Source organism: Mariniradius sediminis, from assembly GCF_021491425.1.
GTDB classification, from domain to species: domain Bacteria; phylum Bacteroidota; class Bacteroidia; order Cytophagales; family Cyclobacteriaceae; genus Mariniradius; species Mariniradius saccharolyticus.
The window spans coordinates 264,962-281,612 of the sequence record NZ_JAKEVZ010000005.1 but is presented as its reverse complement, the minus strand read 5'-3'; the positions used below and the strand labels follow the sequence as shown (position 1 = coordinate 281,612).

Genomic DNA, 16,651 nt, shown 5'->3' with positions numbered 1-16,651 from the left:
TTATGGGAAGACTGGAAAACAAAATCGCTTTGATTACCGGGGCAGCCCGAGGCATCGGAGAAAGCATTGCCCGCGTTTTTCATCGGGAAGGTGCGATGGTCATTCTTTCAGACATTCTGGATGAAAAGGGAAAAGCTCTTGCCCAAGAACTGGGAGAAATGGCATGCTATACCCATTTGGATGTAGCGGATGAAAACGATTGGAGGCTCGTGTACCAAAAGCTGTTGCTGGAGTTCGGAGGGCTTGACATTTTGGTGAATAATGCCGGCATCACAGGGTTTCTGGAGAGTAAAGGGCCTGTTGATGCGGAAAATCCAGATATGGATTCCTTTGAGCAAGTCATGCGGGTCAATCTCAACGGGACGGTTTTGGGATGTAAATATGCCATTCCTCTGATGAAGCGGAAGGGAAATGGAAGCATCATCAATATTTCTTCACGCAGCGGCCTTGTGGGAATTCCCGGGGCCGCCGCTTATGCTGCAAGCAAAGCTGCGGTAAGAAACCATACCAAGTCCGTTGCCCTGCTCTGCGCCGAAAAGCGCTACAACATCCGCTGCAATTCCATCCATCCTGCTGCTATCATGACCCCGATGTGGGATGCCATGCTCGGCGAAGGAGAGATGCGGGAAAAAATCATTAAAAGCGTGGAGGCTGGAATTCCTCTCGGCCATTTTGGTGAACCGGAGGACGTCGCTTACGCTGCACTGTATCTCGCGTCCGAAGAATCCAAGTATGTCACGGGAATCGAGCTCAATGTGGACGGTGGGATATTGGCGGGTTCCGAAGCCAGGCCAGAGTGACAATTGCTTGGTGTTGATTTTACCGAGTTGCGGATTTAGGCCTTCTTTTATCAATAAGCATTTCAAAGGAATGGGACTTTTTCCCGTTCCTTTTTTTAATGTTCGACTAGAGGTTGGATTGGGCTTTGTTAAAATAACCCTGAAAAAGCATTCAATCTAACCCAACTTTCCGAATCTGAACAGGTCAGGATGTTGGGCTTTTTTATATCAAAAAAAATAGGCCGGCCCGTCTTTGAACCGGCCCGAAATTACTTCACTAACCGATAGTGAACCTGCACCAAACCAGATGGATAACTTCTTGACCTGATCAACTCCAACTTTTGCTCTGGAAAACCTGCCTGAAATAGGCGGATTCCATCCCCGAGAAGGACAGGAACAAAGGAAACAATCAGCTCATCCAGCAATCCTGCCTCCAAAAACCGATGAACGGTCTTTGCGCCGCCATCCACGAAGATGTCTTTTCCCGGTTTGGATTTTAGGTTGGAAACAAGTTCTGAGAGGTTACCCGAAAAGAATTGGACCGTGCCGATAGCTGGCAGGCTTTGCCGGGTCAGCACGTAGGTTTCTTTTCCCTGATGGGGAAATTCACCAATTTGACCCATTACCCAATCGTAAGTTCGTTTGCCCAGGATCACGGTATCTATCTGCCCGTAAAATTGCCCATAGCCGTAGTCCTGTCCGTCTTGGGCGACAGCTTCGAGAAAATCAAGATTATCGCCCGGCTTGGCGATGTAGCCGTCCAGACTGGCGGCGATGTAAAGGATGGTTTTCCGTTCCATGGTTTTGTGAAAACGTGAAAAAAACCGCCTCGGAAATATTTACCGAAGCGGTTTTTGTGAGCGAATATGATTGTTTATAAGCTAGGATTCAAGATGAATTTCTGCTTTCTCCTGCCCGAACTCAGGGTAAGCCAAAGCCCCAGTCCAATCAGTGCCATGATGGATTCGATGATCAGCCATTGGCTTCCAAAATCGCCCAATGGACCGTCCGAGATCAAGGTAATGAGTCGGGAGAAAGCATAGGCTCCCCAAAATATGCTCAGGAAACCTGCGCCCTTTTCGGGATGCTTGATCAGCAGGTAGAGAATGCTCAGGCAAATCGTGATGCCGACTCCACCATACACACCGCGAATGGAACTCAAGGCATCGGTGTTGCTGAGTTGGACGTCGACGAGATCCATCACGGATTGCGGATCGAAAAGTGCCATCATGCTCACCGATAGCAGTGAAAGGAGCGAAAAACCAAGGTAAATGCGGGTGAAAAGTACCCATTTATTAAGCTTATTCATGGCTTAGGTCAGTTTAAGGCGCAATAATTTTGGTACAAAAGGATATGGTTGCCGAGGTCTTCGAGTTTGGGTTTTCTGACGTCCGAAAGCACCTGTGGACAATCCCCAAAAAGCACTTCAAAGGCTTTCTTATAGTTGCCTTTTTTCACTTTCATCAATGGTCCACCATTTTTTGAGATAAAGAAAGCCCTGTGTTTGTCGCCTGTCCATCTGATATATTCTCCTTCGAGGGAAGTGGTTTTTCTGGCAAAAGGATCGTAAAACACTTCGAATACCTCATCAAAATCTGGATTGAGCAGTTGCAGTAGCAGTTCTTTCTGTCCGTTTACGCTTGTGTTTCGGAAAATGATGAAGTCCTTGGGCTTTGCTGTCGGTTGGTCTTTTGACAGGAGTTTTTTCACCGATGAACCTCTTTCCATCATATATTGGAGCCTCACAGCGTCGTTCATCGCAATGGCGAATTCAAAAATTTCCTCCGCGCTGATTTTGTGTTTTGTGCCGGACATGTCCTCCAAACTCACTTTGGTGATGCCACGTGTACTGTTCGAATTGATGATTCTCCCCTCGATGACTTCACCTGATTTGAGCAATGCATAGCCCCGGTTGGACATGGGGAAATCTTCCAAGGGTTGCTGGAGCTGCTGGGCATCGAGCTTGCAGATCATTGCCAGCAGAAGGACGATTGATGTGATTGTTGTTTTCATAGTTGGTTTAATAAAAGAAGTGGATTAAATGGGAGCGCTCATTGGCGGAAGTGGCTGTGGGACGATGTTGTCAATCGGATTGGTGCTTTTGAGGTAGGCGAAAATGGCGCTGATCTCCTCATCGGTCATGTGCGCAAACATCTCATAAGGCATCGGCGGAAGCAGCTGCCTGTTGGTGGAAATGCCTTTGGATTTGCCTTCACGCAAGGCACGGAAAAATTGTTCCTCAGACCAATTGCCGATACCCGTGGCATCAGAAGTGATGTTGGAGGCAAAAGAAACGCCCCATGGTCCGATCCAAGCTGTAAGTCCTTGGGTAGCTGCGACTCCTTTGGATTCGAGTTCTTTGCGATCCAGATATGGAAGCGGTTGTTGGGCGGGATGTCCGGACAGCGCGCGATCCATATCCAGTTCAGGTCCCTTTGGTCCCATTTTCTTTGGCGTATGGCAGTCATGGCAGCCTGTGATCATAACCAAGTGCTTGCCCAAGGCCACTTTGGTATCCAATTCGGTTTTGGCGTTTGATTCAGGCTGCGGTGTAGTGGTTTCTTTTTCCACATTGGATTTACAGGATGCAAGGGCAAATGCAATCGCAGCGGTTCCGACAAAAAGATGGATTCGATTTTTCATAAAACTTGGGATTTGATTTTCCCAAAAGATGGAAAAAAGTGGGAACGGGTTGCACGCAGAGCAATTTTCCGATTTTGGTTTTTGTAATCAATGACCAATTGATGCCTGATCTGCACAAATGGTCTCCAAGGTGAACCTTCTTATTTTCTTCAAGGATCCGCACGTGGTGGGGAAAACCGCTCGGTTGTTACAAGGAATGCGCTTGGGAGTGGTAAACAAAACCCTGATTCCTTACAAAAGCCCCTCCAGGATCGCCAAAAACTCTGCGCCGTCGGAGATTTCGAGCTCTCCGTTCTCATTTTTCTTGTAGGGAATATTCCCTTCGATCACACGAAGTCTGCCTTCTTTATCCAAAAAGAGGTTTACCGGGAAACTCTGGAACCCAAGGTCCGAAGTCAGTTCATCGGAGTCCACGATATGTTCAAACTCGAAGTCAAACCGTTTCAAAAACTTTCGGACTGCAGATTCGGATTCGAAGGTGATCGACAAAAAGTTAAATCGATCACTGTTTTCGGCCTGCATCTGATTCAATACGGGCATTTCCTCGATACATGGTTTACAGGTGGTAAACCACATGTTGACGAGTGTGGGCTTGCCTTTGAAATCATCGATGCTGACAACCCTGCCATCCAAGGTCTTTACGGCATTTATCGGAAACACTTTCCCTATCAGTGCTTTCTTCCTTTCGATTTCTGCCTTGGTCCGGTCGACATTATCCGTAAAATGCCATTTGTATGAATAGACTAAAGAGTCGTTTCGGTTGAATTCCTGATCCAGTTCTTCATAGATATTCATGGACTTGGAGAATTCCAGCATCGACGCCAAGGCTTTATCCTTTTGTTCGTTATAGGTTTTTTGATCTTTGATGGTTCCGTTGGCGTCGCGATAATAGACATTTGACTGCGAAAAGCCAGTAATGGAAGTAAGCATACCCAACAGAAATACGACAAACTGAATCTTCGTCTTCATGATTGTTTTTTGCTTTTGGAAGAATAACGAGCTGTAGCCTTACTTGTTTTCTTCTTCGAAGGTTGTCACCAATATACCTGACCTTATTGATGTGTTCTTCAATCCCTTGTCCGCCGCACATAGTCCTTCAAAATCCTGAAGAATTCAAGTGGTTTTTCTTCGAGGATTTCGTGTCCACATTGTTCTATGACATGTACCTCGGCCAACTTCAGGCTTTCTATTTGTTCGAAAAACGTCGATTCCCCTTGGTCATCTTGACGCCCGTAAACGATCAGAGCGGGGATTTCCAGGTTCTTCAGCTTTTCCCGGATATCAAATCGTGATTCAACGATTTGTTTGTCGATGATAGGGATCACCTGAAAGTTGAAATCATAGAATTCCTTCTCGTACAAAGCACGGGATACTTTGCTCCGGTCGTAATACATTGCACGAACATGGAAGAGTATGAACTCCTTGTATGCCGAGACCTCAGGGCAGTCCGGACAGGCTATCTTAAGAGAGTCGAGTTCTTTTTCGGATTTGCTTGAAAATATTTTTTGGAGTTGGTTCATGGAATCCAGTTCAGAGACCGAGCGTCGGGAGAATTGATTGTCATACAGCACGTTCCAAAGGCGGTATGAGGGCGGTCCCGAACAGACCAAAATCAGGTTTGAAGCGAAATCCGGATAGGTAGCCGCATAATTCATCGCAAGCATACCGCCCCAGGAAATTCCCAACAATGAGATTTTCTTATCCCCACGGGCTTTGCGCAAGAGTTCAAGGTCTTGGGAATAGTGCTCGATGCCAATGGTGCTTTCATTGATTGGGATATCCCGCGACAGGCCTGTTCCCCGCTGGTGCACAAGGATGCAGGTATAGCTCGACTTGAGGCTGTCGACGATTTGTCGGTAGGGATGGTCGGGGGACTCGCCCGGTCCACCTGATAGGATATACATCGGCGGACCCTCGCCAAATTCCTCATAAAAGAGTTTATAGGAACCATTGTCGAAGCTCTTGACTTGCTGTCCGAGGCATACAGAAAAGGTTGCGAGCAAAAGCCCTAAAATCGAAAGGTTGGTTTTTCTGGACACACAATTGATCATTTTCAATCTAATCAAGAAAATTCATGAAAGCTGTCGAAGACATCACTGAAATAATGTTTTGACCTGATGCAGAAAGATAATCATAAAAAAGCAGGGGGTGAAAATATATTACCGTGATTTATAGTGGATTACAATAGTTCACTTCAGATTTTCACTTAAGAAATGAGTAAGGTTGGTTTTTATTTGTCCGGACAAAGTCTGCTATTTCAACAAGTACCGGCTCCAAACTTTTTCTTTCCAAAAAATGAAAAAAGAGCCCAATACAAATATGCTTCCCGTGGCTATCCCCACCATCGTGTAAAATGGTTTATCAGGAATCCGAACGCTCAATTCAGATGCGAAAGCCGCATAGAGTCCCAATACGGAATAGTACATAAACCAAAGGTGAAAGACGCGAAAGTCTTTCCGGATACCCTTGACCAACAATGGCAACATTCCCGCGATCAGCGTCCCAAAACCAAGGAATGCAAGTATATGGAACATGCCGAAACGGCCTGTAAGGTTGTAAATTCCCAAAGCCGAGCCACAAATCAAGACCATAGAAAAGACATAGATGTAGCCGATTTTTTTATGGTTCTTGGTTCCTTTTGTAGCAAAAAGGATATAGGCACCTGCCGCCATCGCCACCACTGAGGCGGCCAAATGAAACCAACCAAGTGAACTATTTACAAAACTATACATGCCCGAATTCTTTTGATTTTTTCAAAAAGTCCCTATGCCACCAAATCATTAAAGGCGTGTACAGAAAGTAGGTGATCCCCCCAAAAACCGAAGCCCAGACAAATGAAAATTGATTCATGACGGCTGTCACCAAAATGGACAAGAGGGGTACGGAAAACAAAATCAGCAGTCTTTTCTTTTGCGAGGAAGTGTAAAACACTTCGAAGGGATTTAAATCAAGTTCATTTTTCAACGCATTGGCCCTGTGATATAGCAAGTAAAGGATAAAATACAGCGCAAATGCCACAAAACCATAGTACATCATCAGGTAGGGGACTTGGTCGCCCCTGATACTTACCGCGATATCCGTACTGAAAAAGAAATTGGTGAGGAACAGTGTCAAAAATCGCAATGGGTACACATAGAAAATCACCAATGCGATAAATACCGTGTTGAGGATAGTAAGCCTTGTGTCTTGGAAAGCATAAACTTCGGAAAAGTCAAGATGCTCATTCCATATCAGGACGATAAACGAAATGCTGATCAAAAACGCGGGAAGCGTTTTGGTAAATGTCAACAAGTCTGCAAAGGAATTGGGATTGGAAAGATTGAAGATCAGGAGGGTAATGGCGATGCCAAATACCGCGTCGGTCAGGTTGTCGAGCCTTGACGCGCTGCTGCCGCGGTAGTTGATGCGCGGGTCATGTTGTCTGCTTTTCAAAATCTCATTTCTCATGTTTACAAATTCACGCAGGCTGGCCAAACAGGATCGATAAAGTGAAGATCAAGCCGAACGGGAAAGTTTGGTGATTCGACCCAAAGCCCTTCACTTAAAAGTATCAAAATTTGATTTTTCTCCAAAAACACGGACTGGGATTTTTGCCAACGATATCGAATCTGAGCCTGACTTAGGTTCAAAGGAAACTGTATCGGTCCAAGCCCATGAAGAAATGAGGCTAAGTATTTCCGGAGAGCCGGAAACCCGAACGTTGCAATCAGGAAGAAAGGAGAGAGGCAGCAACCTGCATTCTTACATCTGTTTTTTTGGGTGGTTAAGTAGGACGTATCCAAAAAGGATCGCAAAAACCAGGTAGATGATGGCCACCAATAGAATAATCAAGGGGAGCTTGCTTTCATTCATATAGGCTTTGGCCAGTGCGAGTCCCCCGACAAAAAAGTGCGTGAAGTTTCCAATACTGATCGGCCTGCCATAAATACCGCCAATAATTGTCCCTTTTGCTATCCAGTTTGTGATGGCAAAGCCAAAATAAAGTGCACCCATTAGTTGAAGCGCAATGACGGATATCTGGTTGGAATCTTGGCCAAGTCCTAACAAAACCTCTTGTGGACCAAAGCTCAGCACGATGCCGGCGATGCCCATGAGTATAGCGCTTGCCATCATCAATAGTTTTGTATTCATGGTTTTTACTTTTTACTTGCAATCAAAGATAGTGGTTCGGATGTTTTTTCCTCATTTTCCCTTCACAGTCCGAGACTGGGGAAGGAATATCCCATTTTGACCCTCACCCATTACCATTTCCATTTGCCCTCAATTTGATTATTCCCGAACTTGACTGCCAGGTGCGTCATCGCGCAAAACCTTTGATATTCCCAAGCAACTTACAACACTATTTCCATGTTTTTCATTCGAATTCTAGGCACCCTCATCTTGCTTATTTCTGGCATTCCTGCCAAAGGACAAGCTGAACTGGAGACTGCAACGGCAGGCGCTGCAGCGGAGATGGGCCTACGAAACATGTACCACACGATATCCTGGGGTATGTCACCATTGAATCCATACCTTTTTGACCAGGACATGGGTACCTTGACCTATACCGTGGAGGAAAAGGGCTTGGAGGTCATCGCGCAGCCGAAAGTGTTGGGGACATTCAATTTGAAGGACAAGACATTCCTGTGGGCAGACCAAAATGCATCCATCGACAAAAGGCTCAGCGATAGGGTAGCGGCATTTCGGCAATCCCTACCTGAAGCATACCAAAAGGCCAAATTCCGGGCTACAACAGAATCAGGCCTTTCACTCCTCGCACTCTTTGGGGTACAGGTGGACGCCAATGCAACGGACTTCAAGCGACAGGATGAGACGATCATCTATTTCGCGCTGATGGAGATCGAGGTGCTCAGGGACGGAAAGGTACAGCAGACCATTCTACCCAAAAATCACGTTTCCCTCCAACAGGATGATGCTTTGCTCGCCTTGGTGAAAGAATTTCTGGAAGAGAAATGTGCCGTCAACCGCATGCATCATGAGGAAAAACTTGAGCTTGAACAGGCATTTGAGCGGATGGAGGAAGTTCATCTCCGATATTGGGAAAATGAGGATCCATACTTTTTTCCCGCACTTTCCTGGCCCTGCGCCAATGATCCCAAATCTATCCTTGATTGGCAGGTGTTTAGCGTTGAGGGAGGGAGGAAGTTTGTAATGTTCATGAATGATTTGGGATATTCCAGGGAAAATCGTGCCTACGAAATAGATCCGAAAGCCACTGGGAAAAAGCTGATTATCAATGAGTATTGATGCCAGTTGGAGTTATTTTTTGACTGAGAGCAAATAGGTTTCGAATGCTTTCATCTTTGCTCCATCCCCTCCAATATCAAAGGTTCTAGAACCTTTGAACAATGCAGTAATTCCTCCAACAGCGGCCCCCATTGGAGCTCCCAAAAGTAGTCCTGACGCAGCTCCCTCTGTTTCGTTATAAGCGAAAATATATGCATCCTCATCAGCACTCACTATCCCCAAGATAGCCATTGTCACTGCCCCGACACCGGCCCCGACAGCAATGTTATTTCCCGCGGACCGCTTTGTCTTGATGCTGAAGATGTCCGACACAGGTAGATCAATTACCTGTCCGTTTCTTCTTAGTTGCAGGAGGCTTTCCGTCACAGACACGACCTTGCCTTTTGCAATCTTCATCCCTTTTTCATCAAATACCCTTGCGAAGCCGAAATTCTGTCCGACTGCACCTGAACTGATGGCCCATAATGCGATGATGACAATAAGCCGAGTTTTCATAGGCAATAGCAAATTGTTTGTTTTTTTAACTAGAATAGGCAAGTTGGAAAATATTTCTTCAAAACCAAGAATACGTATGTAAAACCAAGGGGCAGTTTAGTGGGTAACACGGTGAAGGGAATCTTTTTCCTGAACGCAGAAGGGAAATGCTGGTTCGCAATAGGTGAAGTTCTCTCGTCCATATTTAAAAAGTAAAACCGGGGAAAACTCGATATCATCCGCTTTCCCCGGTCTCAAATGTCTAATCTCAATTCCCTTATTTCCCCGGAAGCCTGAATACCAAGCCTCCATCAAACCCAAACTGGTACATGGTGGAAAAGGTCGTCACGCCGGCACCCGCACCGCCTGTACCAAAATACAATCCACCGCCCATCGATTGGACCGCCGAAAACAAAGAGGCCTGAATCCTAATGGCTACATTTTCTGCGACCCAAAAATTGGAGCCGCCCCTGATATTCCAAGCAAATTTCGTCGCATTGTTGGTCCTTCCGTTGTCGGGATTTCTCACATCAAAAATTCCCATGCCAAGACCGCCTCCAAGAAATGGCTCCACTGTCTCATTGACAGGGATATAATTGGTGAAATTCAACATGATCCAATTGATACCTACGTCGAAGTTGGCAGTATTGAGGCCACCACCGCCGATACTTGGATCCCTGTAAGTAGTGGGGGCAGTAGTGTCCTGCCTTTTGTATTGGAGTTCTATTGCACGATTGCCGGGAATGGCATACTCCAAGCCCACACCCCATCGAAAACCATCTTGGATTTGTCCTTGCGCATAAGAGTTTGAGGAATAATAATTGTCGAAGCGGTCAGGGAAAACATAGCCCGCGTACGTGTTGATACGGAGACCCTGGGCAAATCCAAATCCGCCCATCAACATCAATAAGATCAAAATAATTGGCTTTTTCATTGTCTTCAATGGTTTATGTTGTTGTGTTTTTGTTCAAATAATCAGTTTATCGCGATTTCCACTTTTTCTGAAAGAATCATCCATTGTCCAAATGTAGGTTTTCGAATACGGGAAGATTATGATTAAACCTTTGGAGAAATATGATAACTGTCATGCTTCGAATGGATAAAATCGACAGACGGACAATATGAAAGTTACAAAAAACATGACGGAAAATAGCCTGCATCCGATAAATATAAAGACATGCGGGGCGATTTATTGACCTTTTTTAAAAAATGTGGAAAGCCTGAAATTCTTGACACTTTCGATCCTGAACAAAAGCATGGGAAGTGTCACGCCCAAGGCCAGTACCAGGATAATGAATAGTGTCATCAGTCCGTTGTGAACCATCCTGGTCAACACCTCTACCTCTGTGTTGTAAATAAAATTGATCAAACCCAAGATCGTTCTGTAGGCGAATGAACCTGGGATTAAGGGAATCACTGCGGGTATCCCGATAACCACGGGAGGCACGTGTCGCCAATGGGAGACGGGAATGCTCGCAAAACCTACCGCAGTCGCCGCCAACGCCGAGGCCAGGATAATGCCACCGCCTACAATGGGATTGAATATTGAGAACTTGATCAGCCCAGCCACAAAAGCGCACAGGAAAATGGCCAGTAAGGCGCGAGTCGGTGCATTGAAAAGTACAGCGAATCCCATCGCGGCCACGCCACACCAAAAACCCTTCAAGACTATGTCCAGCCAATCCACCATCACCTTGCACCAAAAATATAGAGTACCGTCGCCAAGCCGGAGGCGATCGCAAATGCATGCATCAGGGCATTGATCCCCCGGTCGAGTCCATTGATGATGTATCCGTCCATTAGGTCTATGAATGCATTGATCATGAGTACCCCGGGAATCAAAAACAGGATGCAGGTCGCGAACGCATGGTCCAATTTGGAATCCACGCCTATCTTCCAAAAGATACCGATGACGGTGGCAGCAACTACCGCACTCGCGTAAGTGACCAAAAAGGGGTTAAACTTCTTGCGGACCAATTCCTGCTTCAGATATAATCCGATAAAAGTGGCGGCAAACGTGATCGCCATTTCCGTGGCGTTGCCGCCAAACGTGAAACAAAACGCAGCACCTGCCAATCCTACCAACAGCAGGATCAAATACCGGTTGTACATGGGCATTTCCTTGGCTTTCTTGAGTCTTTCTTCCACCATATCCATATTGATGTCTTCCTCGATCACATCCCAACTGAGTTTGCTGATCGCAGAGACAACCCTGAAATTGGCTCCGGGAAGTGTGGCTATGCTCCGCGAGCCGGAGAAGATGTTTTCCTGATTTTCCAGGTGGAGGGAAATTGAGACATTGCGGGTGCCCATATCGATATTGGCTTCATACCCATAGGCCATGGCAAATCGCGACAAGTTGCTCACCACCCTGCTGCTGCCAGCACCCGATTTGATGAGTGCCACTCCCGCCTGCAGTAGGAGGTTTCCGAGTCTTGAAGGCTCTGCAGGCTGTCGTGTGGTCATGGATTACGATTCAAAAAGCTTCCAAATATACATGTTTTCGGATTTGGTGCATTCGTGCCGTTAGTATTGCCGGGCGGAAAAAACATCCCCTCCGGGCCTGTACCTTCTTTTCGCGGATTTCAGTACGGTAGCTTTGTCCAAACTCATGGGCTTGAGTTCCCGATTCAGAAAATGCACCATTTGGTCAGCGTAATGGGGACTTTCGGGACGATTGCTTGCCCCAAAGACATTGATCGTTTCGATCTCCGGCAATCCGTCGCCAAACTTCACCATCATGATGTAAGATTCCCCCTGAACACCTTTCCGCATGCCATTTTCCCAAGGGGATGTGCGCATGGCCGCCAACACATCGTCAATTCCCCACAGAGGCAAGGACTTGTCTCCACGCACCAATTTTTGGTATGCTCCCAAAGGCACCAGGGACTTTCCAAAATGGGTCTCAAAATGTGATTTTGCTGCACGAATGCCTTGAATGGCCTCTTTTTCGGTCAGGATGGTGTCGAAACTTCTGCCTGCTTTTGCAAATTCATCCCACCAGTAGTAATAGATAAAAGCAAAAAGGCTCGCTCCTTCGCTATCTATTCCGGCCGATTTGTCCCAAGTCGCGAGCGTCAGGATTTGTTTCTTCAAATCCGGATATGCTGCCGTGTCCAATTTGAACAAGATTTCCATATCCGTCCGAAAGGCCTGTTTATGAGGCAAGGTTTGATCAAATTTGATCCGTTCGAAAACCTCATAGCTGATGCTTCCCGCATCGGGCATCAGTTCCCGAAATCTCAGGGAGCGGTTATTGTCCCGGTCAACAAAGCCCATTTCTTTGGGGAAGTTTTCTGGATCAAGGTTATCCGCCCAAGCGCTTGCTCGGAATGGCGAATGGTTTGTATTGAATAGGTAGCCGGATGGAGGATTTACCTGCTGGGGAAGCTCGGAAAAGGCATGAAATTCGGTCCAAAGCGTCTCTTTGGTATTTCCCGGGACAGTCCCTGAATAGTCATGGCCGGGCTTTCGCTTCGGTAGCAGACCATTGCTGACATAAAAAATCGTGTCGTACTTGTCGGCGTAGACGGTATTGAAATTGGTGAGCTGCATGGTATTCATGGCAGCTTCCCATTCGGCAAAATTCTTCGCCTTGTTCATTCTCCACCACTGTTCGGGTGCACCGACTTGCTGCAAGGCTCCAAAACGTATGGAGAATGCACCCTGCTCCGTGACCAAAGTTGGTCCATAGATGCTTTTCCAGACTTTCTTCGGAATTGGTAGCGTGATCCAATCCCAAAGTCGCACTTTCAGCCAGACGTATTTGGACTCCATTTTAAGCCATTCCCCGTCGACCATGTATTCATCCTCATCTTCTGGATTGATCTCAAGTTGGTACAGGTCGAGAAAGTCAGGTGTATTTACGGTATGCGCCCAGCCCAGATGTTCGTTTACGCCATGGAATACCATCGAGCCACCTGGGAAAAGTCCCCCTACGATGTTCCATCCCTCTTCTGATTGCAGATGTGCTTCGTACCAGGCCACGGGTCCTTCCAAAGGCTGGTGGGAGTTGATTGCAAGGAAAGTCTCTCCGGAATCGGTCCTGGAGGAATGGATGGCGATGGCATTCGAGCCTTTGGGATTCTGGTCTTCGGGAATCAAGTCAACAGTCCCGCCGACAATTTGCTGCACCGCACGGTCAGCACCAGACATTTGGGCTAGCGATAGGATATAGGCGGATAGCATCTCCCGGGGATTGATCGGAAAAGCGGGGGCATACAGCACTTCCTCGGGATGGGTCAATGCATAATCATTCAGTCCAGCGGCATAGCCTTCCAGCACCTTTTTGAACGCGGGCGAAAAGCTTGACTCATATTTTTCCTCGGCAATTTGCTTGGTTTCGAGTAAGTGGACAAAGAAATCAACACCCGCACTTTGCTCCCCGTAGACCCGTCCCAACAATGCTTTTCCGGCCAAGACGGTCTTTTGGATGGTTTCGAAATCATCTTCCGCATGTGCCCAGGCCAAGCCATAAGCCACATCGGCGTCCGTCTTTCCAAAAATATGTGGTACCCCAAATTCATCCCGCACGATTTCGATTTGGCTGGTGTCCCAGCCCGAGGGTTTAAGGACCCTTTGGCACGACAATGCGACAAGAGCAAGAAGGGTGAAGAGAAGTGATTTTTGCATAGGATTCAGCCTTTTGGCGAAAATGGTTTTCTGGGGATTTGTAAATATAAATGGGAAAAAGCATTCTACATCCTCAGCGAGATGGTATCCCAAGACCAAAGCAAAAGCCATGTCGATGAAATCATGTCAAATGAAAAACGGTTGAGGCATATTCATCTTTAAAGCCACTAGGGGGGGGCGCATTTTCCATTAGCCCGTTGTGAATGGTATTGGAGAAGTCCCTCGTATTTGTTTTGGTAAATTCCATATACATGGACGGGCCTACTTCTATTTCCACAGTAAAGGCTCCTCATGGATGAATGAAGAAGGATTGGCAAATTGGAAACGGACTCGAGACAGACTAAATCCAGAAATACTTTTTGACTTTAACCGGAGTCTCGGGTATTTATTTTTTCAAACTGATAAATATCGTTGAAGTTTTATTTACCTTGCTAGTCAAGTTAATCATCCGAATGAAGAATACACCTAAGTTCGCCCGAGGGCAGTCCGAGTTTTATGCCACGCTTACGCAACGCGTGAATGCGTATTTCAAGAATAACAACATCCAACGTACTGCCAATACCGAAATGGTGGTAAAAACTGTGTTTATGTTTGCGTTGTTTTTTGTTCCATACATTTTCCTGATCACAGGAACATTCCCAAACCTGCCCGTATTCTATGGGCTCTATTTTATCATGGGCCTAGGCACAGCCGGTATTGGTTTGTCGGTGATGCACGATGCCAACCACGGAGCCTATTCCAACAAGGCTTGGGTAAATAACCTGCTCGGTTTTTCCCTGAACGTTGTCGGCGGTCATGCTTTCAACTGGAAAATCCAACACAACGTATTGCATCATACCTATACCAATGTGCACGACGTGGATGAAGATATCAGTCCAAGGGGTGTCCTGCGGATGGCGCCAGGCTCTGATTGGAAGCCGATGCACCGTTGGCAGCACATTTATGCCTGGTTTTTCTACGGCTTGCTTACCTTGGTTTGGATCACCTTCAAGGATTTTCAACGGCTCACTCGATACAACCAAGAAGGTTTCGTTGAACGCCAAAATTCATCCATCCGGCGGGAATGGGCGGTAATGCTCATCAGCAAATTGATTTACGCGGGTTACGTGGTCATACTTCCCATGGTGCTGCTTCCGGTAGGTTGGGGACATGTCTTGTTGGGCTTCTTGCTGATGCAATTTGTGGCAGGATTTATTCTCGCCATCATCTTCCAGCCTGCACATGTGGTTGAGGGAACAGAATATCCCGTTGCCGATATGGAGGGCAATCTTGAAAACAATTGGGCGATCCACCAACTCCATACGACGACCAATTTTGGCCAAAGACATAAGATATTCTCATGGTATGTCGGCGGGCTCAATTACCAGGTGGAACATCACCTTTTTCCCAATATCTGCCATGTGCATTACCGGAAAATTGCCAAGATCGTGGAACGCACCGCGCGGGAATTTGGATTGCCTTACAAATCGAAAGATACTTTTGCCCAAGCCATTGTCGCACATACGAGAATGCTCAAAGAGCTAGGGAAAAAACCAATAACAGAGCCTGCCGTGGTTTCCGCATAGGAGGGAATCGTTCGAAAATTTGGCTAAACCAGGTTTCTTGGGTGCTTGAAAACAAGCAAAACAACATCATCCCCACAGGATGATTTGCTCGTGCGATACAAGTGCGGGGTATAGACTTTCATGGTCTTTGGGAGACAGACCATGATGGGGATTTTGTCGCCATTATTAGCCTTCGATCTCACTTTTTCATCTTGTGCCTTTCGTATGCATCTAGATCAAAAAGGAAGATACCCCGTCCATCTCCCGCGCCTTTCTGATAGCCGAACTGGTGGGCGATAAGGTTTCCATGTTTGTTGACCACAGGATTATCCGATTTGATCTTGTTGAAATATCGGGTGGAAAAATCGGCCAAGCGCTCAACTTCCCCGCTGCCATCCAGTTTGAGTTTGTATATATCGAGTTTATACTTGTTCCTTTCCTCCATGGGCTGGTGCCGATCACTTTCGATTACCATGTATTCTCCGTCTGGGAATATCCCTTCTGCTTCATTGTAGCTTTTCGGAAGGTCCGTATACTTGGTTGTCTTCTTCGTAACCAAATTGAATCCAAACACCTGGGAATTAAAGTACTGATCTCTTTCATCTCCCCAATAGTGGGTATAGATCAATTCTTCGTCATTGGTTGGCCTAAAATCCTGAGTTTCCAGCCTAACATAGGCTGAGGAGTCATTGTAGGAGATGATCGTTTCTACGTCCTTCAGCTGTGGGACACCATCCACATAGTGTATTTCCCCCATTTTTATTTCCCTTTGTCCCTGAAGCGTCCAAGCTATCTTCAGGCTATTTTTTGATACCGCGGGACCCTCGTCGCAAAAGGCATTCAGCGGATAGGGTTTGCTAGGGTTTTCCTTGGTGAGAATGTACAGTCCGAGTCCCGCATGCCTGTCCTTCTCGGGATTGGTCGCGTCAAAAATGTTGGAGCCCATGGCCAAAAGCAAATCCCCATTAGAAAGACACAATACGCGGTGGATGCCGCCGTGATAGAACCCGGAGGTGACTTGGGAAACCTCTTTGGTGGCTATGTTGATTTTAAACACGTCACCGACGAGCTTATTCAAAAAATAGATATTTTCCGATTTCTCATCCCATTCGGGTCTCACCCCCCAAGTAGTCAGGATGGAGAAGTAGGGCGGGAGTTCCTTCGCCAAGGATTCGATCGTTTGGGCATGGGCTGAGTTAATCAGCTGGAAAATAAAGAAGGCAATTACCGTTAGACTTTTTTTCATTAAGTTTTTTCTAAAGTTTGTGAGCATAATTAATCGGGAATTCCATCGCCTAATCAACCGACATTTGGAGGATTTCGGCTCGAATA

At 46.5% G+C, this 16,651-nt stretch carries 18 protein-coding genes; 3 read left to right on the top strand and 15 right to left on the bottom strand.

The features are described from left to right. The first annotated feature begins 2 nt into the window (after positions 1-2). Complete coding sequence (locus tag L0U89_RS08660) at positions 3-800, top strand: glucose 1-dehydrogenase (protein WP_234861172.1); 798 nt, start codon at positions 3-5, stop codon at positions 798-800. 248 nt (positions 801-1,048) lie between these two features. Here L0U89_RS08660 and L0U89_RS08655 read toward each other — a convergent pair whose 3' ends face one another. The 9 genes from L0U89_RS08655 to L0U89_RS08615 form a co-directional block, all read right to left on the bottom strand. Further along, positions 1,049-1,579, bottom strand: a complete 531-nt coding sequence (locus L0U89_RS08655) for a dihydrofolate reductase family protein (protein ID WP_234861171.1) — start codon at positions 1,577-1,579, stop codon at positions 1,049-1,051. Between the two features lie 74 nt (positions 1,580-1,653). Beyond that, positions 1,654-2,088, bottom strand: coding sequence for a DUF4345 domain-containing protein (locus tag L0U89_RS08650; RefSeq protein WP_008626091.1), 435 nt, complete (start codon positions 2,086-2,088; stop codon positions 1,654-1,656). Positions 2,089-2,096: 8 nt separating this feature from the next. Then, on the bottom strand, positions 2,097-2,792 hold the full coding sequence (locus tag L0U89_RS08645) for a hypothetical protein (protein ID WP_234861170.1): 696 nt from the start codon (positions 2,790-2,792) through the stop codon (positions 2,097-2,099). A gap of 24 nt (positions 2,793-2,816) precedes the next feature. Beyond that, positions 2,817-3,422 carry a c-type cytochrome gene (locus tag L0U89_RS08640; RefSeq protein ID WP_234861169.1) on the bottom strand — a complete coding sequence of 202 codons (606 nt, stop codon included), beginning with the start codon at positions 3,420-3,422 and terminating at the stop codon, positions 2,817-2,819. Between the two features lie 231 nt (positions 3,423-3,653). Continuing rightward, positions 3,654-4,391 (bottom strand): TlpA family protein disulfide reductase, encoded by a 738-nt coding sequence (locus L0U89_RS08635; RefSeq protein WP_234861168.1) that lies wholly within the window; start codon positions 4,389-4,391, stop codon positions 3,654-3,656. A gap of 98 nt (positions 4,392-4,489) precedes the next feature. Further along, positions 4,490-5,461 (bottom strand): alpha/beta hydrolase, encoded by a 972-nt coding sequence (locus tag L0U89_RS08630; protein WP_234861167.1) that lies wholly within the window; start codon positions 5,459-5,461, stop codon positions 4,490-4,492. Between the two features lie 213 nt (positions 5,462-5,674). Beyond that, on the bottom strand, positions 5,675-6,154 hold the full coding sequence (locus tag L0U89_RS08625) for a DUF2306 domain-containing protein (RefSeq protein ID WP_234861166.1): 480 nt from the start codon (positions 6,152-6,154) through the stop codon (positions 5,675-5,677). After that, entirely contained in the window at positions 6,147-6,869 is a 723-nt protein-coding gene (locus tag L0U89_RS08620) for a TMEM175 family protein (protein ID WP_234861165.1), read from the bottom strand. Before L0U89_RS08620 ends, L0U89_RS08625 begins: the two co-directional genes overlap by 8 nt. 294 nt (positions 6,870-7,163) lie before the next feature. After that, complete coding sequence (locus tag L0U89_RS08615) at positions 7,164-7,553, bottom strand: hypothetical protein (protein WP_234861164.1); 390 nt, start codon at positions 7,551-7,553, stop codon at positions 7,164-7,166. A 216-nt stretch (positions 7,554-7,769) separates the two neighbouring features. On the opposite strand from L0U89_RS08615, the gene L0U89_RS08610 reads away from it, so the two are divergent. Beyond that, positions 7,770-8,669 carry a DUF6882 domain-containing protein gene (locus L0U89_RS08610; protein WP_234861163.1) on the top strand — a complete coding sequence of 300 codons (900 nt, stop codon included), beginning with the start codon at positions 7,770-7,772 and terminating at the stop codon, positions 8,667-8,669. A 12-nt stretch (positions 8,670-8,681) separates the two neighbouring features. On the opposite strand, the gene L0U89_RS08605 is transcribed toward L0U89_RS08610, so the two are convergent. From L0U89_RS08605 to L0U89_RS08585, 5 genes are all read right to left on the bottom strand, one after another. Beyond that, entirely contained in the window at positions 8,682-9,164 is a 483-nt protein-coding gene (locus L0U89_RS08605; protein WP_234861162.1) for a hypothetical protein, read from the bottom strand. Positions 9,165-9,420: 256 nt separating this feature from the next. Further along, positions 9,421-10,077 carry a porin family protein gene (locus tag L0U89_RS08600; RefSeq protein WP_234861161.1) on the bottom strand — a complete coding sequence of 219 codons (657 nt, stop codon included), beginning with the start codon at positions 10,075-10,077 and terminating at the stop codon, positions 9,421-9,423. Positions 10,078-10,332: 255 nt separating this feature from the next. After that, complete coding sequence (locus tag L0U89_RS08595) at positions 10,333-10,809, bottom strand: threonine/serine exporter family protein (protein ID WP_234861160.1); 477 nt, start codon at positions 10,807-10,809, stop codon at positions 10,333-10,335. A gap of 23 nt (positions 10,810-10,832) precedes the next feature. Beyond that, on the bottom strand, positions 10,833-11,609 hold the full coding sequence (locus L0U89_RS08590) for a threonine/serine exporter family protein (protein WP_234861159.1): 777 nt from the start codon (positions 11,607-11,609) through the stop codon (positions 10,833-10,835). Between the two features lie 60 nt (positions 11,610-11,669). Further along, positions 11,670-13,775, bottom strand: a complete 2,106-nt coding sequence (locus L0U89_RS08585) for an acylase (RefSeq protein ID WP_234861158.1) — start codon at positions 13,773-13,775, stop codon at positions 11,670-11,672. Between the two features lie 452 nt (positions 13,776-14,227). On the opposite strand from L0U89_RS08585, the gene L0U89_RS08580 reads away from it, so the two are divergent. Then, complete coding sequence (locus L0U89_RS08580) at positions 14,228-15,340, top strand: fatty acid desaturase family protein (protein ID WP_234861157.1); 1,113 nt, start codon at positions 14,228-14,230, stop codon at positions 15,338-15,340. A 178-nt stretch (positions 15,341-15,518) separates the two neighbouring features. Here the strand turns inward: L0U89_RS08580 and L0U89_RS08575 are convergent, their stop codons facing one another. After that, on the bottom strand, positions 15,519-16,565 hold the full coding sequence (locus tag L0U89_RS08575; RefSeq protein ID WP_234861156.1) for a TolB family protein: 1,047 nt from the start codon (positions 16,563-16,565) through the stop codon (positions 15,519-15,521). Positions 16,566-16,651: the final 86 nt, after the last annotated feature.